The organism is Streptomyces polyrhachis, assembly GCF_042663125.1.
Lineage (GTDB): Bacteria > Actinomycetota > Actinomycetes > Streptomycetales > Streptomycetaceae > Streptomyces > Streptomyces polyrhachii.
This window is the reverse complement of record NZ_JBHSZO010000050.1, coordinates 11,299-33,428: the sequence shown is the minus strand read 5'-3', so window position 1 is coordinate 33,428 and position 22,130 is coordinate 11,299. Positions and strand designations below refer to the sequence as shown.

21 protein-coding genes and 1 riboswitch are annotated in these 22,130 nt (G+C 74.1%); of the genes, 6 read left to right on the top strand and 15 right to left on the bottom strand.

The genetic code is table 11. From position 1 onward, the window contains the following. Positions 1-810 precede the first annotated feature (810 nt). Entirely contained in the window at positions 811-2,430 is a 1,620-nt protein-coding gene (locus ACFQLX_RS23520) for an amidohydrolase (RefSeq protein WP_386418246.1), read from the bottom strand. A gap of 26 nt (positions 2,431-2,456) precedes the next feature. After that, on the bottom strand, positions 2,457-2,897 hold the full coding sequence (locus tag ACFQLX_RS23515; RefSeq protein WP_386418244.1) for an Lrp/AsnC family transcriptional regulator: 441 nt from the start codon (positions 2,895-2,897) through the stop codon (positions 2,457-2,459). Positions 2,898-3,154: 257 nt separating this feature from the next. Here ACFQLX_RS23515 and ACFQLX_RS23510 point away from each other — a divergent pair, with 257 nt between their 5' ends. Beyond that, complete coding sequence (locus ACFQLX_RS23510; RefSeq protein ID WP_386418243.1) at positions 3,155-3,619, top strand: hypothetical protein; 465 nt, start codon at positions 3,155-3,157, stop codon at positions 3,617-3,619. Positions 3,620-3,697: 78 nt separating this feature from the next. On the opposite strand, the gene ACFQLX_RS23505 is transcribed toward ACFQLX_RS23510, so the two are convergent. Both ACFQLX_RS23505 and ACFQLX_RS23500 read right to left on the bottom strand, forming a co-directional pair. Further along, positions 3,698-4,885: an acyl-CoA dehydrogenase family protein gene (locus ACFQLX_RS23505; RefSeq protein ID WP_386418241.1), complete on the bottom strand. Its 1,188-nt coding sequence runs from the start codon at positions 4,883-4,885 to the stop codon at positions 3,698-3,700. 303 nt (positions 4,886-5,188) lie between these two features. Next, positions 5,189-6,559: a peptidase C39 family protein gene (locus ACFQLX_RS23500; RefSeq protein ID WP_386418239.1), complete on the bottom strand. Its 1,371-nt coding sequence runs from the start codon at positions 6,557-6,559 to the stop codon at positions 5,189-5,191. A 162-nt stretch (positions 6,560-6,721) separates the two neighbouring features. Between ACFQLX_RS23500 and ACFQLX_RS23495 the strand changes: the two genes are divergently transcribed. Both ACFQLX_RS23495 and ACFQLX_RS23490 read left to right on the top strand, forming a co-directional pair. Then, the gene (locus tag ACFQLX_RS23495) at positions 6,722-7,354 is read left to right on the top strand and encodes a uridine kinase family protein (protein ID WP_386418237.1); all 633 of its coding nucleotides are present in this window, start codon (positions 6,722-6,724) and stop codon (positions 7,352-7,354) included. Between the two features lie 405 nt (positions 7,355-7,759). Further along, positions 7,760-9,637, top strand: coding sequence for an AAA family ATPase (locus tag ACFQLX_RS23490; RefSeq protein WP_386418236.1), 1,878 nt, complete (start codon positions 7,760-7,762; stop codon positions 9,635-9,637). Between the two features lie 81 nt (positions 9,638-9,718). Here ACFQLX_RS23490 and ACFQLX_RS23485 read toward each other — a convergent pair whose 3' ends face one another. From ACFQLX_RS23485 to ribD, 10 genes are all read right to left on the bottom strand, one after another. Next, positions 9,719-10,813 carry a hemolysin family protein gene (locus tag ACFQLX_RS23485; RefSeq protein ID WP_386418234.1) on the bottom strand — a complete coding sequence of 365 codons (1,095 nt, stop codon included), beginning with the start codon at positions 10,811-10,813 and terminating at the stop codon, positions 9,719-9,721. Then, positions 10,810-12,204 carry a hemolysin family protein gene (locus ACFQLX_RS23480; RefSeq protein ID WP_386418232.1) on the bottom strand — a complete coding sequence of 465 codons (1,395 nt, stop codon included), beginning with the start codon at positions 12,202-12,204 and terminating at the stop codon, positions 10,810-10,812. Before ACFQLX_RS23480 ends, ACFQLX_RS23485 begins: the two co-directional genes overlap by 4 nt. 202 nt (positions 12,205-12,406) lie before the next feature. Further along, positions 12,407-12,901 carry a PH domain-containing protein gene (locus tag ACFQLX_RS23475; protein ID WP_386418230.1) on the bottom strand — a complete coding sequence of 165 codons (495 nt, stop codon included), beginning with the start codon at positions 12,899-12,901 and terminating at the stop codon, positions 12,407-12,409. An 18-nt stretch (positions 12,902-12,919) separates the two neighbouring features. Continuing rightward, the gene (gene hisG, locus ACFQLX_RS23470) at positions 12,920-13,768 is read right to left on the bottom strand and encodes an ATP phosphoribosyltransferase (protein ID WP_386418229.1); all 849 of its coding nucleotides are present in this window, start codon (positions 13,766-13,768) and stop codon (positions 12,920-12,922) included. Between the two features lie 93 nt (positions 13,769-13,861). After that, positions 13,862-14,134 carry a phosphoribosyl-ATP diphosphatase gene (locus tag ACFQLX_RS23465; protein WP_386418227.1) on the bottom strand — a complete coding sequence of 91 codons (273 nt, stop codon included), beginning with the start codon at positions 14,132-14,134 and terminating at the stop codon, positions 13,862-13,864. A 33-nt stretch (positions 14,135-14,167) separates the two neighbouring features. Continuing rightward, positions 14,168-14,653 carry a 6,7-dimethyl-8-ribityllumazine synthase gene (gene ribH, locus ACFQLX_RS23460; RefSeq protein ID WP_386418226.1) on the bottom strand — a complete coding sequence of 162 codons (486 nt, stop codon included), beginning with the start codon at positions 14,651-14,653 and terminating at the stop codon, positions 14,168-14,170. Positions 14,654-14,741: 88 nt separating this feature from the next. Beyond that, the gene (locus tag ACFQLX_RS23455) at positions 14,742-16,052 is read right to left on the bottom strand and encodes a bifunctional 3,4-dihydroxy-2-butanone-4-phosphate synthase/GTP cyclohydrolase II (RefSeq protein ID WP_386418225.1); all 1,311 of its coding nucleotides are present in this window, start codon (positions 16,050-16,052) and stop codon (positions 14,742-14,744) included. Beyond that, a complete protein-coding gene (pnuC, locus tag ACFQLX_RS23450) occupies positions 16,049-16,741 on the bottom strand; it encodes a nicotinamide riboside transporter PnuC (RefSeq protein ID WP_386418224.1) in 693 nt (230 codons plus the stop codon). The genes ACFQLX_RS23455 and pnuC overlap by 4 nt, the downstream gene beginning before the upstream one ends. Further along, entirely contained in the window at positions 16,738-17,364 is a 627-nt protein-coding gene (locus ACFQLX_RS23445; protein WP_386418222.1) for a riboflavin synthase, read from the bottom strand. The genes pnuC and ACFQLX_RS23445 overlap by 4 nt, the downstream gene beginning before the upstream one ends. Before the next feature lies 1 nt (position 17,365). Continuing rightward, entirely contained in the window at positions 17,366-18,517 is a 1,152-nt protein-coding gene (gene ribD / locus ACFQLX_RS23440) for a bifunctional diaminohydroxyphosphoribosylaminopyrimidine deaminase/5-amino-6-(5-phosphoribosylamino)uracil reductase RibD (protein WP_386418221.1), read from the bottom strand. 134 nt (positions 18,518-18,651) lie between these two features. After that, positions 18,652-18,782: riboswitch (FMN riboswitch) on the bottom strand. A 223-nt stretch (positions 18,783-19,005) separates the two neighbouring features. On the opposite strand from ribD, the gene ACFQLX_RS23435 reads away from it, so the two are divergent. The 3 genes from ACFQLX_RS23435 to ACFQLX_RS23425 are packed head-to-tail and all read left to right on the top strand — an operon-like array spanning position 19,006 to position 20,280. Next, complete coding sequence (locus ACFQLX_RS23435; RefSeq protein WP_386418219.1) at positions 19,006-19,704, top strand: DUF5995 family protein; 699 nt, start codon at positions 19,006-19,008, stop codon at positions 19,702-19,704. Positions 19,705-19,745: 41 nt separating this feature from the next. Continuing rightward, positions 19,746-20,021, top strand: a complete 276-nt coding sequence (locus ACFQLX_RS23430) for a YciI family protein (protein WP_386418217.1) — start codon at positions 19,746-19,748, stop codon at positions 20,019-20,021. Positions 20,022-20,037: 16 nt separating this feature from the next. Next, positions 20,038-20,280, top strand: coding sequence for a hypothetical protein (locus ACFQLX_RS23425; RefSeq protein ID WP_386418215.1), 243 nt, complete (start codon positions 20,038-20,040; stop codon positions 20,278-20,280). A gap of 75 nt (positions 20,281-20,355) precedes the next feature. Here the strand turns inward: ACFQLX_RS23425 and ACFQLX_RS23420 are convergent, their stop codons facing one another. After that, positions 20,356-22,074 (bottom strand): flavin monoamine oxidase family protein, encoded by a 1,719-nt coding sequence (locus tag ACFQLX_RS23420; protein WP_386418214.1) that lies wholly within the window; start codon positions 22,072-22,074, stop codon positions 20,356-20,358. Positions 22,075-22,130: the final 56 nt, after the last annotated feature.

Sequence of the window (22,130 nt, the reverse complement as noted above, 5' to 3'; positions counted from 1 at the left end):
GCCCTGGCCTTCGCCTTCCCGCCGTACGGCCTCTGGCCGCTCTCCCTGCTCGCCGGGCCCGGCGCCGGGCCCGGCGGGAGCGGCGGAGTCTGTGTCAGGGCCCGAGTGCACGGTCGCTGGCCTTCCTGCAGGTCGTGGTGATGCAGTGACCGTATACCGGGCAGGCGCCCCAGGTCATCGTGGGCCTGTGGACAACCGTGGGGGCAACGGGTCCCGAATTGCCCCGCGGAAGAAAAAGCGGCGCTCGGTGCCTCCCCAAGCTCTTCGAGCTGGGGTACCCCCTGCTCGAAGAGCTTGGGGGCGCGTGCCGAGCGTCGCGACATGCAGAGCGCGGTCAGGGGCCCGGTGCTCTTCGGTCCGACCCGGGATCCGCCGGCTGCGGATCGGCCGAAGGCCGTTGTCTACTGAGCGTCCGGGCCCCACCCGGGTCACACCTGCCGGCCCGCGGACGGCGTCCCTCGCCGCCGTGCCGGAGACACTGGACCTGGCTCCCTGTGACGGGCAGCCGGTACGGCACCCCGTCCAGACCCGAGGGGCCCAGCGTCCTCACGGCGGCTGCGCGAGGTCTCCGCGGCCGGACGTCCGGTGGTGGACCCGGCCGAAACTACCGGGCCCCTCCCGGCCGGTGTCAACCGCTGCGCGGCCTGGGGTGTCCTCGCAAACCGCCAGGTCAGCACGGTGGCCTCGGAGGGAGGGCGCAAACCTCCGGGGGTGCGTTCGAGCCCATTGGAAGATCACCAATCACCCGTTCGGCCCGATACCGCGCCATTTCGAGCCCCCTGGGGGGAGGCCGTCCGGACGCCGGCGCGCTCAGCCGGCCAGGTACACGGTCCGGCCGGCGACGACCGTACGCAGGCAGCGGGGCAGCGGACTGCCCGGGGTCAGCTCCGGCAGGCCGGGGGTGCCCGAGCGCGGGTCGGTGGACCAGTTGGCGACCCGCTCGTCGGGGACCTGGACGACCAGTTCCCCCGCCGTCCACACCGCGTAGTCGGCCGGGGCGCCGGGCACCAGCACGCCGGCGTCGTCGCGGCCCATGGCGCGCCAGCCGCCGCGGGTGTGCGCGGTGAAGGCGGCCCGTACCGAGACGCGGTGCTCCGGCGTGCGGTGGAAGGCGGCGGCGCGGACGCCTCCCCACGGGTCGAGCGGGGTGACGGGGGCGTCGGAGCCCAGTGCGAGCGGCACGCCGGCGCGCAGCAGGGCGGCGTACGGGTTCAGGGCGGCCGTGCGTGCACCGCCCAGCCGCTCGGCGTACATCCCCTCGCCGCCGCCCCACAGGGCGTCGAAGGCCGGCTGTACGGAGGCGGTGAGCGCGTAGCGGGCGAAGCCCTCGACCGCGGCCGGGGTCAGCATCTCGGCGTGCTCGACGCGGTGGCGCAGGGCGCGCAGCCGCTCCAGGCCCACGCGCTGGGCGGCCAGGGCGGCGCCGGCCACGACGGCCTCGTTGGCGGCGTCGCCGATGGCGTGGAAGCCGCCCTGGATGCCCGCCTCGGTGCAGGCGGCGAGGTGGGCGGCGATCTCCTCCGCGTCGAGGTAGCCGTTGCCGCGGTGCGCGGCGTCCGCGTAGGGCTCGCGCAGGTGGGCGGTGTGCGAGCCGAGGGAGCCGTCGGCGCACAGGTCGCCGGCGGCGCCGTGGGCGCCCAGGTCGCGGCGGATGCGCTCGGCGTCCTTGGCCGAGGTCACCGCCTCGCCCCAGTAGCCGACGACGCGCGGGCCGGGAAGCTCGGCGGCCAGCGCCAGCAGGCCCAGGAAGTCCGCCTCGCCGGTGATGTCGGGGCCGGCGCACTCGTGCACGGAGCCGATGCCCAGTTCGGCGGCGCGGGCCAGCGAGGCGCGCTGGGCCTCCTCGCGCTGGGCGGGCCCGAGGGTGTTGTACGCGGCGGTGCGCACGGCGTGGTGCGCCTCCCGGGCGAGCGGCAGGGCGGGGTGGTGGCCGGGCAGCCCGGCGAGGCCGGCCACGGCGGCCGTGAGGGCGGTGCTGACGGCGGCGGAGTGGACGTCGATCCGGGAGAGGTAGAGCGGACGGCCGCCCGCGGCCTCGTCCAGCTCGGCCCGCGACGGGGGGCGCTGCTCCGGCCAGCGCGTCTCGTCCCAGCCGTGGCCGATGAGCACGGTGTCGGCGGGGCGGGCGGCGGCGTGGGAGCGGATGCGGGCCAGGGCCTCGGCGAGGCTGTCCGCGTCGGTGAGGTCCAGGCCGGTGAGGGCCAGGCCGGTGGCGGTGGTGTGGACGTGGGCGTCGGTGAAGGCGGGGGTGACGAGGGCGCCCTCCAGGTGGACGACCTCGTCGACCCCGTCGGCGAAGGAGTCGGCGGCGCCTTCGGAGCCCACCCAGGCGACGCTGTCGCCCGTCACCACCATCGCCGTGGCGAAGGGGTCGGCGGGGGTGTGGATCTCTCCGCCGCGGAGCAGCACGGTGCGGGCGGTCTCGGTCACGTCGGCAGCCTTCGGGGGTGGTCGGTTCAGATACGCGGCGGGCGCGCCTCGTACGGCGTGGAGAGCACGACGGTGGTACGGGTGGAGACGCCCGCCAGCGAGCGGATGCGCGCGAGCAGCTCCTCCAGCTCGGCGGGGGCGGCCACGCGCACCTTGAGGATGTAGTTCTCGTCGCCAGCGACGCTGTGGCACGCCTCGATCTCGGGGACCTCGCGCAGCCGGTCGGCGATGTCGTCCGGGGCACTGGGGTCGAAGGGCTTGACCGAGATGAACGCCGTTATCGGCAGCCCGACGGCCTCCACGTCGATGAGCGCGGCGTAGCCGCGGATCACGCCGCGCTGTTCGAGCCGCCGTACGCGCTGGTGCACGGCGGAGGTGGACAGGCCGGTGGCCTTGCCCAGGTCGGTGTAGCTCATGCGGCCGTCCGCGACGAGCAGTTCCACGATGCGTCTGTCCAACTCCTCCACGACGGGTCAACTTACCCGTGCCGGGGCGCCGGCGGCACCTCCGGCCCCTCCCGGACCACTGCGGGCGGCTGCGGGCGGCTGCGGGCGGCAAGCCACATGCCGTGCGCATGTGACGAAGGACACAGCCCCGCGGTGCGGGGCGCCGCAGGACAGATGATTAGGCCTTCCTGGTCAGGGGAAATGCTGTGTGTGATCGAGCCCGGCCCCTGCCGGCCCACACCGGCCCACACGGCTCGGCCTTCCCGAGGGGGAGAGAAATGGCGAACGTGAAGCGACTCGGGTCCGTAGCGCAGGTCATGGAGTGCGACATCTGGGACGAGGGCGGTGCGGTCGACGCAGTCGACGACGAGCCCCTCGATACGTACGAGATGTTCCGCGTGACCTGCCCGGACTGCGCCCAGCCCATCGCCCTGCTGGACGGCGAGGGCCAACTGCCCGGGCACGCGCGGCTGGTGACCCCGTGGAATCCCTTCGACCTCACCGTCTGCGAGGGCTCCGGCCGCGCGCTGGCCCAGGTGGAGGCGTGGGGCGATGTCCCGGAGGAGCGGGAGGACCGGGCCGCGGTGGTGCTGACGCTGCCCGAGGAGCTGGACTGGCGCCGCCAGCCCTTCTCGCACGCCGGCGGCCCCGGCTCCCAGCCGATCCGCTTCCACATCCCGGCCATGCGAAACGCGGGCGGCCCCCGCTCCCCGGGTCGGCCGGTCCTCCGCGAGGCCGCGTAGGGCGACGACGGGACCGGGGCGCCCCCTTCACGTGAAGGGGGCGCCCCGGTCCCGGTGCTCCGTCGTCGCGGAGCGCTCTCAGCGCCTGGTCTCGGGACCCGCCAGCTGGCGGGCGATGACCACCCGCTGGATCTGGTTGGTGCCCTCGACGATCTGCAGCACCTTGGCCTCGCGCATGTACCGCTCGGCCGGGAAGTCGACCGTGTAGCCGTAGCCGCCGAGCAGTTGCACCGCGTCGGTGGCGACCTTCATCGCCGCGTCCGTGCAGAACAGCTTCGCCATCGCCGCCTCCTTGGAGAACGGCAGCCCCGCGTCCCGCAGCCGGGCGGCGGCGAGGTAGAGCGCCCGCCCGGCCTCGATGGCGGTGGCCATGTCGGCGAGCATGAACCGCAGCCCCTGGAAGTCGGCGAGCGGCCGGCCGAACTGCTGCCGGTCGGCGGTGAACGCCAGCGCCTCGTCCAGGGCCGCCTGCGCGACGCCGACGGCGCAGGCGGCGATGCCGAGCCGGCCGGAGTCCAGCGCGGCCAGGGCGATGGAGAAGCCCTGGCCCTCCTCCCCCAGCCGGCGGGAGTCGGGGATCCGTACGCCGTCCAGATGGACCTGCGCGGTCGGCGAGCCCTTCATACCCATCTTGCGCTCGGGCGCCGCCGCGGAGAGGCCGGGGGCGTCCCCGGGCACCAGGAAGGCGCTGATGCCGCGCGGGCCCTCGACCCCGGTGCGGGCCAGGACGGTGTAGAAGTCCGCGACGCCGCCGTGGGTGATCCACGCCTTGGTGCCGTCCAGCACCCAGTCCCCGCCGTCGCGTACGGCGCGCGTGCGCATCGCCGCCGCGTCCGAGCCGGAGGCGGGCTCGGAGAGGCAGTACGCGCCGAGCAGCCCGCCGCCGAGCATCGCCGGCAGGTGTTCGGCGCGCTGCTCCTTGCTGCCGAATCCGGCCAGCGCGTGGCAGGCCAGGGTGTGCACGGAGACGCCGAGGCCGACGGTCAGCCGGGCGGCGGCCAGCTCTTCCAGGACCTGGAGGTAGACCTCGTAGGGCTGGTCGCCGCCGCCGAACTCGTCGCTGTAGGGAAGTCCGAGCAGACCGGACTCGGAGAGCAGCCGGAAGAGGTCGCGGGGGAAGTGGCCCGCCTCCTCCTCGACGGCGGCCTTGGGCTTGACCTCCCGCTCGATGACCTCGCGGACCAGCCCGAGCAGATCCCGGGCCTCCTCGGTGGGCAGCCGGCGTTCCACCGGCCGGGGGCCGTATGCGGGAATGGGGTCGGGCATGGCGGCGCACTCCTCCCTGTTCGGGCGCGTCTGCGGCAGGCGCGTCCCTGGGGTGCGGCCGCGCTGCCGATCGGTTTGCGTCGTAGCCGATGCTCGCCCTCCGGGTCGCGGAGGACGCGGCGAATCGGCCCGCGACGCATGGAGTATGCCCGATCGGCGGCTCCCCGTCACCGACGGGTGGCGGGCGTCACCGGTCCGCCGGCCGCGGAGCGCGGCCCGTCCCCCCTGCGCGCCCCCTGGACCGGCCCGGAGCACGGCGAAAGGCCCCGCCCCCCGTCGGGGAGCGGGGCCTTCGCACCTGCCTCAGACGATGCCCACCGAGGCCAGCGCCTCGCGCTGACCTGCGCTGATCTCGCTGCCCCACAGCACGTAGCAGATGCCGCCGGTGCCGGAGCGGACCTCGCCCTTGTCGTTGTAGCGCTTGGTGCGCAGCCAGATGTTCTCCCACTCGCGCCGCCGGTAGACCTTGCGCACGTCCGCGTCGGTGGGCGAGTTGGCCGGGTCGTTGGCGATGACGTCGCCCTCGGCCGTGAAGCCGATGACCGTCATCAGGTGGCCGGAGGTGCCGTAGCCGGCGCCCGTCAGCTCCGACTCCGTGAAGGACTGGGAGGTGATCAGCGGGATGCCCGCGCCGACCAGGGCCTCGGCCTCGGTGAGGGAGTTCAGCCGGGTGACGACGCCGTTCATCTCGCGGTACGTGGCGGCGTAGGCGGTGTTGAACGGCCAGTTGCCGCAGCCCGAGTACTGGTAGTCGAAGGTGAAGCGGGCCGCGTGGTCGACCTGGGGGTCCTGGTGCTTCTTCTTTTTCTGCAGGTCCACCCAGGCCAGGTCCTCGGCGGTGGGTCCGCGGCCCCAGTACTCGACGATCATCTCCGTCGAGCTGGGGCTGCACCAGGCCTCGCCACCGCCGTCGTACTCCTTGTAGTCGCCCTGGTGGATGGTCTGCGAGTAGCGCGGTACGAGCAGCTCGCGTGCCACGCCCGCCGTGGTGGCGGGCACCTCGAAGCGGTCCGGGACGTCCGAGCCCATCGCCCCGACGCGCCACACGGTCGGCGTGGCGCCGCTGCCCGCCCTGCGGTGGAGCGTCAGCCGCAGCTGGTAGGAGGCCAGGCGCAGCCCCGTGGCCGCGTCGTCGACGGCGAGGGTGTCCGTCCAGACGCTGGACCTGCCGTCGCCCTGCCCGTCGAGGCTGGTGCGCTTGATGTCGGCGTCGCCGCCGGCCCAGCGGCCCATGGTGAACCACGGGGTCGCGCTGCCGTCGTTGTACGTACCGCGCAGCTCGACCTGGATCCAGGTGCCGGCGGGGGTGGCGGCGTTCCAGGAGGGGACCACCTCGGTGGCGGGCACGGTGAGGGTGTGGACCGGGGAGGTCCAGGTCGCGTACTCGTAGGCGGCGGTGACCTGGGTGTGCGGGTCGGTGTAGTCGAGGCTTCCCGCCGGGGCGGCGATCTCGATGCCGGCGCGGGTGCCCGCGGCCGCGGCCGTGCCGGCGGCGGTGCCGGCGGCCCAGTCGGCGGCCGAGGAGAAGCCGCGGTAGTCCACGTGCGAGGGCGTGGCGGGCCCGGTGGTACGGGCCGAGGCGAACGCCGGGGCGGCGGCCGGCGGGACGGCCGCGCCGGCGGCTGCCGCGAGCGCGGCGGCGAGCACGGTACGCCGAGAGGGGGCGGAGGGCATACGTATCTCCCAGAGGACGGGCCGGTGGCGGGGCGGTGTACGTGGTGGCAACTATTCACCTCCGGCGCCCTCTTCGGCCAGGTCTTCCAGCCTGCCAACATTGGTCTGAGCCATTGACGTCGCCGCCGCCCGCCGCCGGGGCGCGCCCGTAGGCTGCCCCCGATGAACCCGACGCCCCCTCCCACCCCTCCTGTCCCACCCGTCCCACCCGGCGGCAGGCAGCTGCCCGCGCTGGCTGCCGAGCTGCGCGCACTGCCCCCCTCCTGCGGCCCGGTGCGCCTGGTGGGCGTCGACGGGCACGCCGGTTCCGGGAAGAGCACCTTCGCCGCCCGGCTCGCGGCCGCGCTGGGCGGCGCCCCCGTCGTGCACCTCGACGATCTGGCCACGCACGCCGGGCTGTTCGCGTGGCCGGGGCGGCTGGAGGAGCAGGTGCTGGCGCCGCTGCGCGCCGGCCGTCCGGCGCGGCACGGGGTGTACGACTGGACGCGCCGGGAGTTCACTGCCGTGCGCACCGTGCCGGCCGCCCCGGTCGTCCTGGTGGAGGGGGTGGGCGCGGGCCGAAGCGCGCTGCGGCCGTCCCTGGCACGGCTGTTGTGGATGGAGCTGGACGAGGCGGCGTCCTGGGGGCGCGGCCGGCGGCGCGACGGGCCCGGGCTGGAGGCGTTCTGGGACGGCTGGGTGCGCGCCGAGCGCGAGCACTTCGCCCGCGACCCGTCCCGGCCGTTCGCCGAGGTGCTGGTGCGCCAGGGGGAGTCGGGCTACGAGGTGCGTCCGGGGCCGGGCGCCGAGCGGTGAAATCGCTTGCTTCTCACGCTCCGTGAGGGGGTGTCGACTGCGTGGAAACCACGCCCGCCGACCTGCCCCGGTGATCCGCCGGCCCGGCTTGACCCCGGGGACGTACAGGTCTTACGTTCAGAAGGTACGGCCTTTCGGGGCCGGCACCCCATGACGCGAAGCCCCCGGCCGTTCCCCCGTGGCCGGGGGCTTCGTCCTGCTCCCGCCCCTTTGATGTCACCGACGGTGACCGGCAGCTCGCCCGGTGGACCGCCGCCGGGCCGCCCCGGTGTGCGGGCAGGGGGCCCGTTTCGGGTCGGCTGGGTATCATGCAGGGGTCGGCATCTCAGCAACTCCCCTTCGTTGCACGGCCGTTCGCCCCTCGTGGGGCGGCGGCCCCTCGGGGAAACGGTCGGTGGGGACGTGATGGATCGCGGCACGCAGGGCTCGTATGCCCCGGCGGACCTGGCCTGGCTCCGTGCGGTCGACGCGTACACGATGGGCGCGTACAGCAGGGCCGAGGAGGAGTTTCGCACAGCCGTGCGGCTGGATCCGGAGATGGCCGACGCCTGGCTGGGGCTGCACGCGCTGCGCGCGGACACCGCGACCTCCCTGCTGCGGATGTTCCGCCACCGCGACCGCTTCGGCGAGCAGCGCGAGCGCCACGGGCGCTCCCTCAACTCCTGGTACTGGCTGGGCTGGTGGGTGCAGCCGGTGCTGGACACCGGGCGCGACCTGCTGCTGGCGCACGCCTCGCACTGGCTGGACGGCCGGCACGTCGCGGAGCTGGACCGCGCGCTCGCCGAGTGCCCGCCGGTCGACACCGACGGGCAGGTCCGCTTCCTGCACGCCTGCCGCGCCTACCTGGTCAAGGACTGGGAGCAGCTCCTGCGGCACACCGGCCCCCTGCTCGGCGACCCGCTGCTGGGCGTGGAGGCGAGCCTCTTCGCCGGGATGGCGCGCGTACGGCTGGAGATGTACGGGCAGGCGGCGCCGCTGCTGGCGCGGGCGCTGATGCGCTGCCGCAGCGAGCAGCCGCAGCGCAAGGAGCTGCGCTACTGGCTGGGCCGGGCCTACGAGGGCATGGGCCGCAGCGCCGCGGCCCTGCCGCTGTTCCGGGCGGTGCAGCGCGTCGACCCGGCGTTCATGGACACCACCGCCCGGATCACGGCCATCGCCGACGGCGACGGCATGGACGCGGTGCTGGGGCTGCCGGCCGTCTCCCTCGCCGGCTCGGGGCTGGAGGAGCTGTTCGGCGGCGAGGCCGGCGAGTCCGGCGAGGAGACGGGCGGCGCGGCGGCGTACAGCGAGGACGCCGACCCGCTGTGGGGCGAGGACGCCGAACGGGCCCCGGTGGACTGGGAGGCGGGGCGCCGGCGCGGTGCGCGCCGCCCGCAGCCACCCCCGCCGACCGGTCCGGCCGATCCCGAGCTGCTGGCCCAGGCGCTGGCCGAGCTGGATGCCATGGTGGGCCTGGAGCCGGTGAAGCGGCAGGTGCGCGCGCTCTCGGCGCAGCTGAACATGGCGCGGTTGCGGGCGGGCGAGGAGCTGCCGGTGCAGCCGCCCAAGCGGCACTTCGTCTTCTCCGGCCCGTCCGGCACGGGCAAGACGACGGTGGCGCGGATCCTCGGGCGGGTCTTCTACGCCCTCGGGCTGCTGGGCAGCGACCACCTGGTGGAGGCCGGGCGGGCCGACCTGGTGGGCGAGTACCTCGGGCAGACGGCGGTGAAGGCGAACGAGCTGATCGACTCGGCGCTGGGCGGGGTGCTCTTCATCGACGAGGCGTACAGCCTCGCCGGCGTCGGCTACAGCAAGGGCGACGCCTACGGCGACGAGGCGCTGCAGGTGCTGCTGAAGCGGGCGGAGGACAACCGCGACCGGCTGGTGGTGATCCTCGCCGGCTACCCGGAGGGCATGGACCGCCTGCTGTCCGCCAACCCGGGGCTCGTCTCGCGCTTCACCAGCCGGGTGGACTTCCCCTCCTACCGCCCGCTGGAGCTGACCGCGATCGGCGAGACGATGGCGGCGCAGCACGCCGACGTCTGGGACGAGGAGGCGTTGGAGGAGCTGCGCAGCATCTGCGGCCACGTGGTCGACCAGGGCTGGATCGACGAGCTGGGCAACGGCCGCTTCCTGCGCACCCTGTACGAGAAGACGTGCGCCTACCGCGATCTGCGCCTCTCCGGCTACGCGGCGCTCCCCACCCGGGAGGATCTCGCCACCCTGCGGCTGGCGGACCTGATGCAGGCGTACGGCGAGATCCTCTCGGGCCGCGGACCGCGCGACGGGCCCGCGGCGGTCTGACGGGGATCCAACAGCGATCCGACAGCGATCCGACAGCGATCTGACAGCGATCTGACAGCGATCTGACGGAGGGGGCTGTCCTCAGCGGGCCGCCTCCAGCGGCTGGCGCGCCGGCTCGGCCCCCTCCGCGCTGCGCGGCCGCGGCGCGGTGCGGTGCGCGGGGTCCCTGACCTCGCCCACCAGCATCTCCAGCACGTCCTCCAGCGCCACCAGCCCCCGCACCAGTCCGCCGGGACCGGCGACGGCCGCCAGGTGGGAGCCGGAGCGGCGCATCGTCGTCAGCGCGTCGTCCAGCGGCAGTTCGGCGCTGAGGACGGCCATCCGCCGCCAGATGTGCTGCGGGACCGCGCGCTCCTGCTCCTCCAGCTCCAGCACGTCCTTGACGTGCAGGTACCCCATGAAGGCGCCGCCCGGCCCGCGTACCGGAAAGCGGGAGTAGCCCGTCTGGACGGTCAGCTCCTCGACCTGGCGGGGGGTGACGGAGGGCTCGACGGTGACCAGGGCGGCGGGGTCCAGGAGGACGTCCGTCACCGGTCGGCTGCCCAGCTCCAGCGCGTCCTCCAGCCGCTCCTGCTCGCCCTGGTCCAGCAGCCCGGCCTGGCGGGAGTCGTCGATCAGCTCGGTCAGCTGCTCGCTGGTGTAGACCGCCTCGACCTCGTCCCTGGCCTCCACCCGGAACAGCCGCAGCACCAGCGTGGCGCAGGCGGCGAGGAGGACCGTCACCGGGCGGGTCAGCCGGGCGAAGGCGACGAGCCCCGGCGAGAACCACAGCGCGGTGCGCTCCGGGGCCGCCATGGCGAGGTTCTTGGGCACCATCTCGCCGATCACCAGGTGCAGGCAGACCACGGCGGTCAGCGCGATCAGGAAGCCCAGCGGGTGCACCAGTTGGTGCGGTACGTGCGCGGCCTCGAAGAGCGGCTCCAGCAGCCGCGCCACGGTGGGCTCGGCGACGGCGCCCAGGGTGAGCGAGCAGACGGTGATGCCGAACTGCGCCGCCGCCATCATCTGCGGCAGGTGCTCCAGCCCGTACAGCACCCGGCGGGCACGGGCGGAGCCGGCCGCCGCGCGCGGCTCGATCTGGCTGCGGCGCACGGAGACGAGGGCGAACTCGGCGCCGACGAAGAAGCCGTTGGCGAGCACCAGCAGCACGGCGAAGAGGAGTTGCAGCAGGCTCATGACCGCACTCCCCCGCCCTGGCCGGACCCGCCCGGTACGGACCTGCCCGGCCCGGCGCCGTCCCCGGCGGCTGCGGTACGGACGACGCGGACGGTCTCCGCGCGGTGGTGCTCCACCCGGCGCACCGCCAGCCGCCAGCCGGGGGCGGCGGGCAGGGCCGCGGTGTCGCCCGGCACGGGAATGCGCCCCAGCAGGTCGGCGACGAGGCCGGCCACCGTCTCGTACGGGCCGTCGGGGACGGGCAGCCCGATGCGGCGCAGCGCGTCGACGCGGCAGCCGCCGTCCGCCTCCCAGGCCGAGCCCCCGTCCTCGCAGGCGGGCAGGGGGCGCAGGTCGGGCACCGAGGCGCCCTCGCGGTCGTGCTCGTCGCGGACCTCGCCGACCAGCTCCTCGACGATGTCCTCCAGGGTGACGACGCCGGCGGTGCCGCCGTACTCGTCGACCACCACCGCCATCGGCTGCTCCCCGCGCAGCCGCACCAGCAGCGGCTGGACGGGCAGCGTCTCGGGGACGAGCATCGGCGGTTTGGCGATCCGGCCGACGGGGACGTAGAGCCGCTCGTGCGCCGGGACGGCGAGGGCGTCCTTGAGGTGGACCATGCCGACGACCTCGTCCAGCCGCTCGCGGTAGACGGGGAAGCGGGAGAGCCCGGTGGCCCGGGTCAGGTTGAGCACGTCGGCCGCCGTGGCGTCCGTCTGCAGGGCGCTGACGCGCACCCGCGGTGTCATCACGTGCTGGGCGGTGAGGCCGCCGAGGGACAGGGTCCGTACGAACAGGTCGGCGGTGTCCTCCTCGATGGCGCCCGCCCGTGCGGAGTGGCGGGCGAGGGAGACCAGCTCGCCGGGGGTGCGCGCGGAGGCCAGCTCCTCCGTCGGCTCCACGCCCAGCAGCCGCACCACGCGGTTGGCGACGTTGTTGAGCAGGGTGATCAGCGGGCGGAAGAAGCGGGCGAAGGCGTGCTGGGGGCCGGCCACGAAGCGGGCCACGTCCATCGGGCGCGAGACCGCCCAGTTCTTCGGCACCAGCTCGCCGACGACCATCTGCACCCCGGAGGCGATGAGTACGCCGAGCGCCAGCGCCAGGGCGTGCACGACGCCCTCGGGGAGTCCGGTCGCGGTGAGCGGGCCGTGCAGCAGCCCGCCGAGGGCCGGCTCGGCGAGCATGCCGACGACCAGGGAGGTGATCGTGATGCCCAGCTGGGTGCCGGAGAGTTGGAAGGAGAGTTCACGCAGCGCGGTGACGACCTTGCGGGCGCGCCGGTCGCCGGCCGCGGCGGCCCGTACGGCCTGCGCTCTCTCCACGGTGACGAGCCCGAACTCGGCGGCGACGAAGAAGCCGTTGGCGAGGATCAGGGCGAAGGCTGCGGCGAGCAGCAGCAGCGGGGTGGTCATGTCGCCGCCTCGTGGGGTGAGGCGACGCTGGTACTACCGGACGAACCGTCCATCGGCTTGAGGGAGTCACTCCTCGGGTCGTGGGTGGAAAAGGGGGGGCGGCGTGCGGGACGCCGTTTCGACTACAGGGTAATCAAGGAAGCGGTGCCTGGGGCAGGGGCTCCGGGCGTACGGGGTCGCGGGAGGGGCCGAACGCGCGGTTCTACGCCCCCGCCGCCGCGGTGCCGCGGCTCTGCACCAGCGCGCGCAGGGCGCGGGCGTCGTGGAGCGCGTGCTCGCGGGCGATGCCCGGCTGGATGCCCATCACCGGCAGGCTGGTGCCGTCGGAGAGGTCGAGCGTCACCCACGGGTCGCCGGGGCGCAGGTGGACGGCGACGATCTGCGCCCAGGCCAGCCGGCGGCGGTGGGTCAGGTTGGTGACCGTCACGCCCTCGGCGTCGGCGGTGACGTGCGGGCGGCTGAGCAGCGCCAGTACGCCCAGGATCAGCAGACCGGTGAGGATGAAACTGCTCCGCTCCCCGGGCCCCAGCGGCAGCAGGAAGCTGATCACGCAGATCAGCGCGCAGGCCGCGGCCCCGGCCGTCAGCAGCACGAGGCGGGTGCGGGTGGGGCGGAAGGTGACGGGCAGGGCGGGCGGGCCGCCCGGCGCGGCGGGGTTCGCAGGGGAGTTCGACGGGGGGTTCACGGCGGGGTCCATGGGTGTACGGCTCGCCGGTCAGATCCGGCAGGCGTGGATGTTCGTGGTCAGGATCGCCCGCGCACCCAGCTCGTACAGCTCGTCCATGATCTGCTGCGCCTCCACGGCCGGGACCATCGAGCGCACCGCCACCCAGCCCTCGTGGTGCAGCGGGGAGATGGTCGGCGACTCCAGGCCCGGGGTGAGGGCGACGGCCTTCTCCAGGTGCTCGGCGCGGATGTCGTAGTCCATCATCACGTAGCGGCGGGCGACCAGGACGCCCTGCATCCGGCGCAGGAACTGCTGGACCTTCGGCTCCTCCACGCCCGCCCCGGCGCGGCGGACGACGACTGCCTCGGACTTCAGGATCGGCTCCCCGATGATCTCCAGTCCGGCCTGGCGCAGCGTGGTCCCGGTCTCCACCACGTCGGCGATGATCTCCGCCACGCCCAGCTGGATGGCGGTCTCCACGGCGCCGTCCAGCCGGACGACGGAGGCGTCGACCCCGTGCTCGGCGAGGTGCTTGGCGACCAGGCCGGCGAAGGAGGTGGCGACCGTCATGCCGCCGAACTCCGTGACCTCCTGGGCCGTGCCCGGGCGGGTGGCGTAGCGGAAGGTCGAGCCGCCGAAGCCGAGCTGCATGATCTCCTCGGCGGCGGCGCCGGAGTCCAGGAGCAGGTCGCGGCCGGTGATGCCGATGTCGAGCCGGCCGGAGCCGACGTAGACGGCGATGTCGCGGGGGCGCAGGAAGAAGAACTCGACCTCGTTGGCCGCGTCGACCAGGACGAGTTCGCGGCGGTCCTTGCGCTGGCGGTAGCCGGCCTCATGGAGCATCGCCGACGCGGGGTCGGAGAGGGCACCCTTGTTCGGGACGGCGATGCGCAGCATGGTGTCGGTCCTCTTCTTCCTGGTTCTACCTGGTTCTACCTGGTGCTGCCTGGGGCGCCGGACGGGCCCGGCCGGTCTCGCGGGCGGAGCCGGTCAGAGGTGGGCGTAGACGTCGTCCAGGGAGACGCCGCGGGCCAGCATCATCACCTGGAGGTGGTAGAGGAGCTGCGAGATCTCCTCGGCGGTGCGGTCCGCGCCCTCGTACTCGGCGGCCATCCACACCTCGGCCGCCTCCTCGACGACCTTCTTGCCGATGGCGTGCACGCCCTGCTCGACGAGCTGGGCGGTGCGGGAGGTCGCCGGGTCGCCGGCAGCCGCCTTCTTCTGGAGCTCGGCGAAGAGCTCCTCGAATGTCTTGTTGGCCATGGTGGGGTCAGCTTACGTGGTAGGGGGCGGTGCTCAGCGCCACGGTTCGGATACTGAACGCAGGGTGGTCGCGGTGGCGACGGCCGCCGTCACGGCCTCGTGGCCCTTGTCCTCCACCGACCCCTCCAGCCCCGCACGGGCCAGCGCCTGCGCCTCGTCGTCGCAGGTCAGCACGCCGAAGCCGACGGGCACCCCGGTGTCGACGGAGACCTGGACGAGGCCGGTGGCGACGCCCTGGCAGACGTAGTCGAAGTGGGGGGTGCCGCCGCGGATGACCACACCGAGGGCGACCACCGCGTCGTAGCCGCGGTCCGCCAGCGCCTTGGCCACCACGGGCAGCTCGAAGCTGCCGGGGACGCGCAGCAGGGTCGGCTCGTCGATGCCCAGCTCGTGCAGGGCGCGCAGGGCGCCGCCGACGAGGCCGTCCATCACCTGCTCGTGCCACTGGGCGGCGACCACGGCGACGCGCAGGTCCTGGCAGTTCTTCACGGTCAGTTCGGGGGCACCCTTGCCGCTCACGGCTCTCCTCTGGTCACGCTTGTCGTTCGTGGGTCGGTGGTTCGCTGCGTCGTTCGTGCGGGCTGTTCGTGCGGGCTGTCCGTACGGGCTACTGGCTGCCGCACGCCGAGAGGGGCTCGGCGTCCAGCCAGGGGAGGTCGTGGCCCATCCGGTCCCGCTTGGTGCGCAGGTAGCGCAGGTTGTGCTCGCCGGCGCCCACCGGCATGTGCTCGCGGGCGACGACCCGCAGGCCGTACTCCTCCAGGGCCCGCGCCTTCGCGGGGTTGTTGGTCATCAGCCGCACCCCGCGCACGCCCAGGTCCGCGAGCATCGCGGCGCCGGCCGCGTAGTCGCGGGCGTCGGCGGGCAGGCCGAGCTCCAGGTTGGCGTCGAGGGTGTCACGGCCGCGCTCCTGCAGTTCGTAGGCGCGCAGCTTCGACAGCAGGCCGATGCCGCGCCCCTCGTGGCCGCGCAGGTAGACCACCACGCCGCGGCCGGCCTCGGCGACCAGGCGCAGCGACTCGCGCAGCTGGGGGCCGCAGTCGCAGCGGTGGGAGCCGAAGACGTCGCCCGTCAGGCACTCGGAGTGCATCCGCACCAGTACGTCCTGGCCGCCGGTGACGTCCCCGGCGACCAGGGCGATGTGCTCGACGCCGTCGGCGGCCGAGCGGTAGCCGTACGCCCGGAACTCGCCCTCGGCGGTGGGCAGCCGGGTCTCGGCCTCGCGGTGGACGAGGGGGCCGGGCTCGGGGACGGCGGCCGGCGCGGCGGCGGCCCCGGTGGCGCGGCGGTGGGTGATCAGGTCCTCGATGGAGACGATGGCCAGCTCGTGGCGGCGGGCGAAGGCGACCAGCTCGGGCAGCCGCAGCATCTCGCCCTTCTCCCCCGCGATCTCCACGATCGCCGCGGCCGGCGCCAGGCCGGCCAGGCGCGCCAGGTCCACGCCGGCCTCGGTGTGGCCGGGGCGGGTCAGGACGCCGCCCTCGCGGGCGCGCAGCGGGAAGATGTGGCCCGGTCGGACGAAGTCGCCGGCGACGGCGGCGCGGTCGGCGAGCAGGCCGATGGTGGTGGCGCGGTCGGCGGCGGAGATGCCGGTGCCGACGCCGTGGGCCGGGGAGGCGTCCACGGTGACGGTGAAGGCCGTCTTCATCGACTCGGTGTTCTGGCCGACCATCTGCGGCAGTTCGAGGCGGTCGAGGTCCGCGCCCTCCATCGGCACGCAGATCAGGCCGCCGCACTGGCGCATCATGAACGCCACGATCTCGGGTGTGACCAGCTCGGCGGCGACCACGAGGTCGCCCTCGTTCTCGCGGTTCTCGTCGTCGACGACCACGACGGGGCGGCCGGCGGCGATCTCAGCGATCGCCCGTTCGATGCTGTCCAGCGCCAGGTCCTCGGCCGGCGGGGCGGCGATGCTCATGCGGTGGCTCCTTCCAGACCGGCGGGGCCGGGGGCTGCGCCCTCGGCGGCCCCGGTGGGCGGCTCGGTGGGGGGTGCGGGGCGGCTCTCGGTCCACCAGGTCCGCAGACCCAGCAGGACGAGCACGCCGTAGAGGAGGTAGACGAGGGCGGAGAAGGCGAGGCCGCCGTTGAAGGCCAGGGGGACGCCGACGAGGTCGACGGCCAGCCACGCCAGCCAGAACTCCACCAGGCCGCGGGCCATGGCGACCATCGCCACCACACTGCCCACGAAGATGTACGCGTCGGGCCAGGGGTCCCAGGACATCCCGGGGTTGGCCTCGAAGAACAGGGCGAGGGCCGCGGTGCCCAGCGCGAGGGCCGCGACCATCACGGCGCGCTCGCGCCAGGAGGCGAAGCGGACCTCCACCGTGCCGGAGTCGCGCCGGCCGCGCTGCCACTGCCACCAGCCCCACAGCGCCACGACTATCACCAGCAGCTGCTTGCCCACGCCGCCGCTCAGGTGCGCGTGCCAGTAGGCCGCCACGAGCACCAGCCCGGAGAGCAGCTGGGCGGGCCAGGCCAGGACCGAGCGGCGCCAGCCGAGGGCCAGGGCGCCCAGGCCCAGGACGTTGCCGATCAGGTCGGACCAGATGATCCTCTGGTCGAAGGCGGTGAAGGCGGTGCCGTCCAGCCAGTCCAGAGCGCTCACTTGGCACTCTCCTCGGTAAGGGCCTGCTGGGGGGTACGGGCGCCGAGCATCCGCTCGACGTACTTGGCGATGACGTCGATCTCGAGGTTGACCCGCTCCCCGGGCTGCTTGAAGCCCAGGGTGGTCAGGTCCAGGGTGGTGGGGATGAGGCTGATGGTGAAGAAGTCGTCGCCCGCCTCGACCACGGTGAGGCTGACGCCGTCGACGGTGACGGAGCCCTTCTCCACCACGTAGCGCGCGAGGTGCGGTGGCAGGGAGACGGTGACCACGGTCCAGTTCTCGGAGGGCTCGCGGCGGCGCACCGTACCGGTGGCGTCGACGTGGCCCTGCACCAGGTGGCCGCCGAGTCGGCCGCCCACCTGCGTGGGGCGTTCGAGGTTGACGCGGGAGCCGGGGGTGAGGTCGCCGAGGCTGGAGCGTTTCAGCGTCTCGTCCATCACGTCCGCGGTGAAGGTGCCGCCGCCGGCGGTGACGACGGTCAGGCAGACGCCGTTGACGGCGATGGAGTCGCCGTGCTTGGCGTCCTCGGTGACGACGGGGCCGCGGAGCGTGAAGCGGGCCGAGTCGCCCAGCTCCTCGACGGCGACGACCTCGCCCAGTTCTTCGACGATGCCGGTGAACACGTCAGTTCTCCCCAGAGGTGGTGTGGGTGGCGACCGGGACGGCGGTGATCCGCAGGTCCGGTCCGAGGCGGTCGACGCCGGTCACGTCCAGGCGCAACGCGTCGGCGAGGGTGGCGATGTTGGCGTCGGCGAGGGCGGCGGGGCCCGCGCCGAGCAGGACGGGGGCGAGGTAGCCGACGACCTTGTCGACGGCGCCGGCGGCGAGGAACGCACCGGCGAGGGTGGGTCCGCCCTCCAGCAGTACGGAGCGCACGCCGCGCCCGTAGAGGGCGGTGAGCAGCGCCGGGATGTCCAGGCCGCGGCCGTCCGCGGCGCGCGGCAGGCGCAGTACGTCCGCGGGGGTGTCCGCGAGCGCCGCCGTATCGGCGTCCTGCGCGACGGCGAGCAGGGTGGGGGCCGCGTCGTCGAGGATCCGCGCGCCCGGCCGTACCGCGCTGCCCTCGGTGTCGAGGACGACCCGCAGCGGCTGGCTGATCCCCCCGGTCGCCTCGTGCGGGTCTTGTGGGGCGGGGCCCTCGAAGCCGCGGACGGCGAGGTGGGGGTCGTCGCTGCGGGCGGTGCCCGCGCCCACGACGACGGCGTCCGCCTCGGCGCGCAGCCGGTGCACGTCCGCGCGGGCGGCGGGCGAGGTGATCCAGCGGCTGGTGCCGTCGGCGGCGGCGCTGCGGCCGTCGAGCGTGGCGGCGTACTTCCACAGGACGTAGGGGCGGCGCAGTCGTACGGCGGTGAGCCAGGCCTCGTTGCCGGCGGCGGCCTCGGCGGCGAGCAGCCCGCCCTCGACGTCCATTCCGGCGGCGGCGAGGGTGCGGGCGCCGCCGGTGGCGGTGGGTGTGGGGTCGGGGACGGCGTAGACGACGCGGGCGATACCGGCGTCGATCAGCGCCTGGGCGCAGGGGCCGGTGCGGCCGGTGTGGTTGCAGGGCTCCAGCGTGACGAGCGCGGTGCCGCCGCGGGCGCGCTCCCCCGCGGCGGCGAGGGCGTGGATCTCGGCGTGCGGGCCGCCGGCGCGCCGGTGGTGGCCCTCGCCGGCGATCCGACCGGTGGCGTCGAGGACGACGCAGCCGACGGCGGGGTTGGGGCTGGTGCGGCCCAGGCCCAGGGCGGCCAGGGAGATGGCGCGGCGCATCGCCGCTGCTTCGACGGTGGTGGCCACCGGGTCCTCCTGCCGCTTCGGGCAAGGACTCCGGGGCTGTCGGAAAACCGACGTCTGGAAGCGGAGCGCACAGGGAGACGCCGGGGCACGGCCGTCGGGGGACGGCCTGGGCGGCGGCGCACCCGTGCCATCCGCCGCGCACTGCCTCCCATCCGGACTTTAACCGTCGGTCCAGGAGTTTCACCTGGTCAACCGACCGCTGGCGGCGGACGGGTCGCGGACTGTAACCGCCGGTTCGGACTTTCACCGACCCCGGAGTGCGCTTGCGTTGTCACTGGTACGCGTCCAGTCTGCCACGCCGCCCGGGCGGCCAATCCCCGATGTGTGCCGGATCACGCGCCCGCAGCCGCCTGCGTGCCGCGCCGGACCGCTTCCCCACGCCGCCGCGCGCCGCACCGCGCGCCCGTACGCCCCTGGCTCCGGATGCGCGCCGGAGTCCCCCGAGCGGGTGATGACCGCGGTGGTCACCGTCTGTCATCGTTACTCACATGACGTCACTGGAGCCACTGGAGCAGGCCCCCGCGCTGGACGCGGTGGTGGCGCGGATGCGCGCGCTGGGCGCCGCCCTGCCGCCGGAGGACGGCGTGGCGGTCTTCAACGGCGTGTATCTGCGGGTCACCCGGGAGGTGGGGGAGCAGTTGGCCGCCGGGGGGTTCGCCGACGCCCCGGCCGCCGCCTGGCTGGCGGTGGACTTCGCGGAGCGCTATCTGGCGGCGGTCGCCGACGCCGGCCGGCGGCCGCCCGCCTGCTGGCGGCCGCTGTTCCAGGCCAGGCGGCACGGGGGGATCCATCCGCTGCAGTTCGCGCTGGCCGGGATCAACGCCCATGTCGGCCACGACCTGCCGCTCTCGATGGTCGCGGCCTGCCATCGCGCCGGCCGCGATCCGGAGGCGATGCGCGGCGACTTCGAGCGGGTCGGGGCCGTGCTGGAGCGGCTGGAGGAGCGGATCCGCGAGGAGCTGATGCCGGGCCCCGACCTGCTGGACGTGGCCGATCCGCTGACGCACCTGCTCGGTGCGTGGAGCCTGGAGAAGGGCCGCGACGCCGCCTGGGCGACCTCGTGCGCGCTCTGGCCCCTGCGTGAACTCCCCGGGGTGTACGGGGAGTTCACGCGCCGCCTCGATCAGAGCGTCGGCCTGGTGGGCCGCTGCCTGCTGACCCCGCTGCGCGTGCCGGGGCAGCGCTAGGGCCTGTATCGAGTTGGCCGGCGGACGCAGCCGGCGGTCGTATGGACACACCGGGGCTCGGGGACGAGATGTACGACCTGGCCGAGGAGCACTGGTCCTCCATGGACCGGTTCGCCGACCGGCTGGTCCTGCGCGGGCCCACGCTGTCCGAGGACGGCGAGGAGCACACCGGGAGCGTGCACGTCGTCGAGGCGGCCGACCGCGCCGCCGCGGAGCGCTTCGCGGACGGGGAGCCCTACTGGCGAGCGGGCCTCTACCGGAAGGTCACGGCCTTCCGGGCGGTCGTCCTGCTCGACCGCGCCCTCGGGCGACCCTGACGCGCCGAACGCGCTGGTGACGGGTCAGTGGGACCCGCGCGACACGGGACCGCCCCTCCCGGAGGCCGGTTCAGACAGCCGCGTGGAGTTCGTGGCGGCGCTGGTCGACGACAGCGGAGCCCGTACCACAGGGCTCGTCGCGGTCGTCGGCGCGCCGCCGGCGGAGGCCCTGGGGCCCGTCCAGCCGCTCGCGGACCGGCTCGCGGGCGGACGGACGACGCTCAGCGCGCAGCGGTGGAGCCGGGGCGGGCGGAACTAGGGTCTGCTCCGAGCCCCGCCCCCTTGAACCGCGACAACGGGTCCGGCCCCCGCGGCGGGGGCCGGACCCGCGTGCTCAGTCCTCGGGCAGTTCGACCGGGGCGATCTCGTCGTAGACGTCGCCCGGGCCGGGGTTGGCCGGGTCGGTGGTGCCGCCGAGGTGGTGCATCACGCCCCAGACCGCGTTGACGGCGGTCTGGATGGCGCCCTCGGCCCAGCCGGCCGTCCAGGAGATGTCGTCCCCGGCGAGGAAGAGGCCGCGCTTGTCGGCGGGCAGCCGGTCCTGCATGAAGTGGGTGAACAGCCGCCGCTGGTAGCGGTAGTGACCGGGCAGGTTGGCCTTGAACGCGCCCATGAAGTAGGGCTCGTTCTCCCAGGAGATGGTCACCGGGTCGCCGATGATGTGCTTGCGGATGTCGACCTTGGGATAGATCTCCCGCAGCGACTTCAGCATGACCTCCAGCCGCTCGTTCGCGGAGAGCGGCAGCCACTTCAGGCTGTCGTCGCACCAGGTGTAGGACAGGCAGATCACGGCGGGCCGGTCGGGCCCGTTGTCCAGCAGGTAGGTGCCCCGGGTCATCCGGTCGGTGAGCGTCATCGACATGACGTCGCGCCCCGTCGGCTCCCCCTTGTCGTCGACTGCCTTGTCCAGCCAGAACGGCCGGTCGACAGGGATGAACAGCTTCGAGGACTCCATGTAGTGGGTGCGCTCGACGGCCGTCCAGTGGTCGATCGGCAGCAGCGCGTCATCGCAGTCGATCTTCGACAGCAGCATCCAGGACTGGGCGGTGAAGATCGCCGCCTTGTACGTCCGCACGGAGCCGGAGGCGTCGGTGACGGTGATGCGGTTGCCGGCGGTGCGGGTCAGGCGGGTGACCGCGGGGCGCGGCGTGCGCTCCTCGTGCAGCGCGGCCAGCGAGGTGCCCCGCGCCCAGTGCACGAGCTTGCCGGGCTCGCGCTCCCACAGCCGCAGCGGCAGCTGCTGGCTGCCGCCGACGATGCCGCGGTGGTGGTCGTCGGCCTCGGTGTAGACGACGCGCAGGATCTCCAGGATGGAGTTGGGGAAGTCGGTGTCCCAGCCGCCGGTGCCGAAGCCGACCTGGCCGAATATCTCCCGGTGGCGGAAGGACTTGAACGACTCCGACTCGCAGAGGAAGCCGTAGAAGGTCTGGTTGTCGAGCTTCTCCACCAGCCGGCCCCAGATCTCGCGGATGCGCTGGGCGTCGCGCTCGCGGATGGCCTGGTTCATGTCGGAGAAGTCGGCGCCCTCCTCCAGGCAGGCGTTCCACGCGGCGGCCACGTCGCGGTAGACCTGCGGCAGGTCCTCGACGGTCTCGGCGTAGTGCGACTCGCCCTTGAGGTCCACGACGGTGGAGGGGGTGTCGGGGGCCAGCGGGTTGGGGAAGGGCGTCGTCTCCAGGTCCACCAGGTCGATGTAGTACTGCAGCGCGGTGGAGGACGGCGGGAAGCGCATCGCGCCCATCTCGGCGGTCAGCTCGTCGTCGCAGCCGGGGAAACCGACGGTGCGCAGCCGGCCGCCGATCTGGTCGGCCTCGTAGACGACGGGCTTCAGGCCCATCTTCATCAGCTCGTACGCGGCCACGAGGCCGGAGAGGCCACCGCCGATGACGGCGACCTCGGTGCCGTGCTCGGTCGCCGGGATCTGCCCGAGGCCCGCCGGGTGGGCGAGGTGCTCGTCGTAGGCGAAGGGGAAGTCCGGGCCGAACATCGTGATCGGCTTGGCGGGGGCGGCGTCGTCGGTGGCGTGGACGGCCGTGGGCACCGTGGACGTCATGGGGGCGGCTCTCCTTCTTCGGGCAGGCGTGGGGCAGGCTTCTCGGGCAGGCGTGG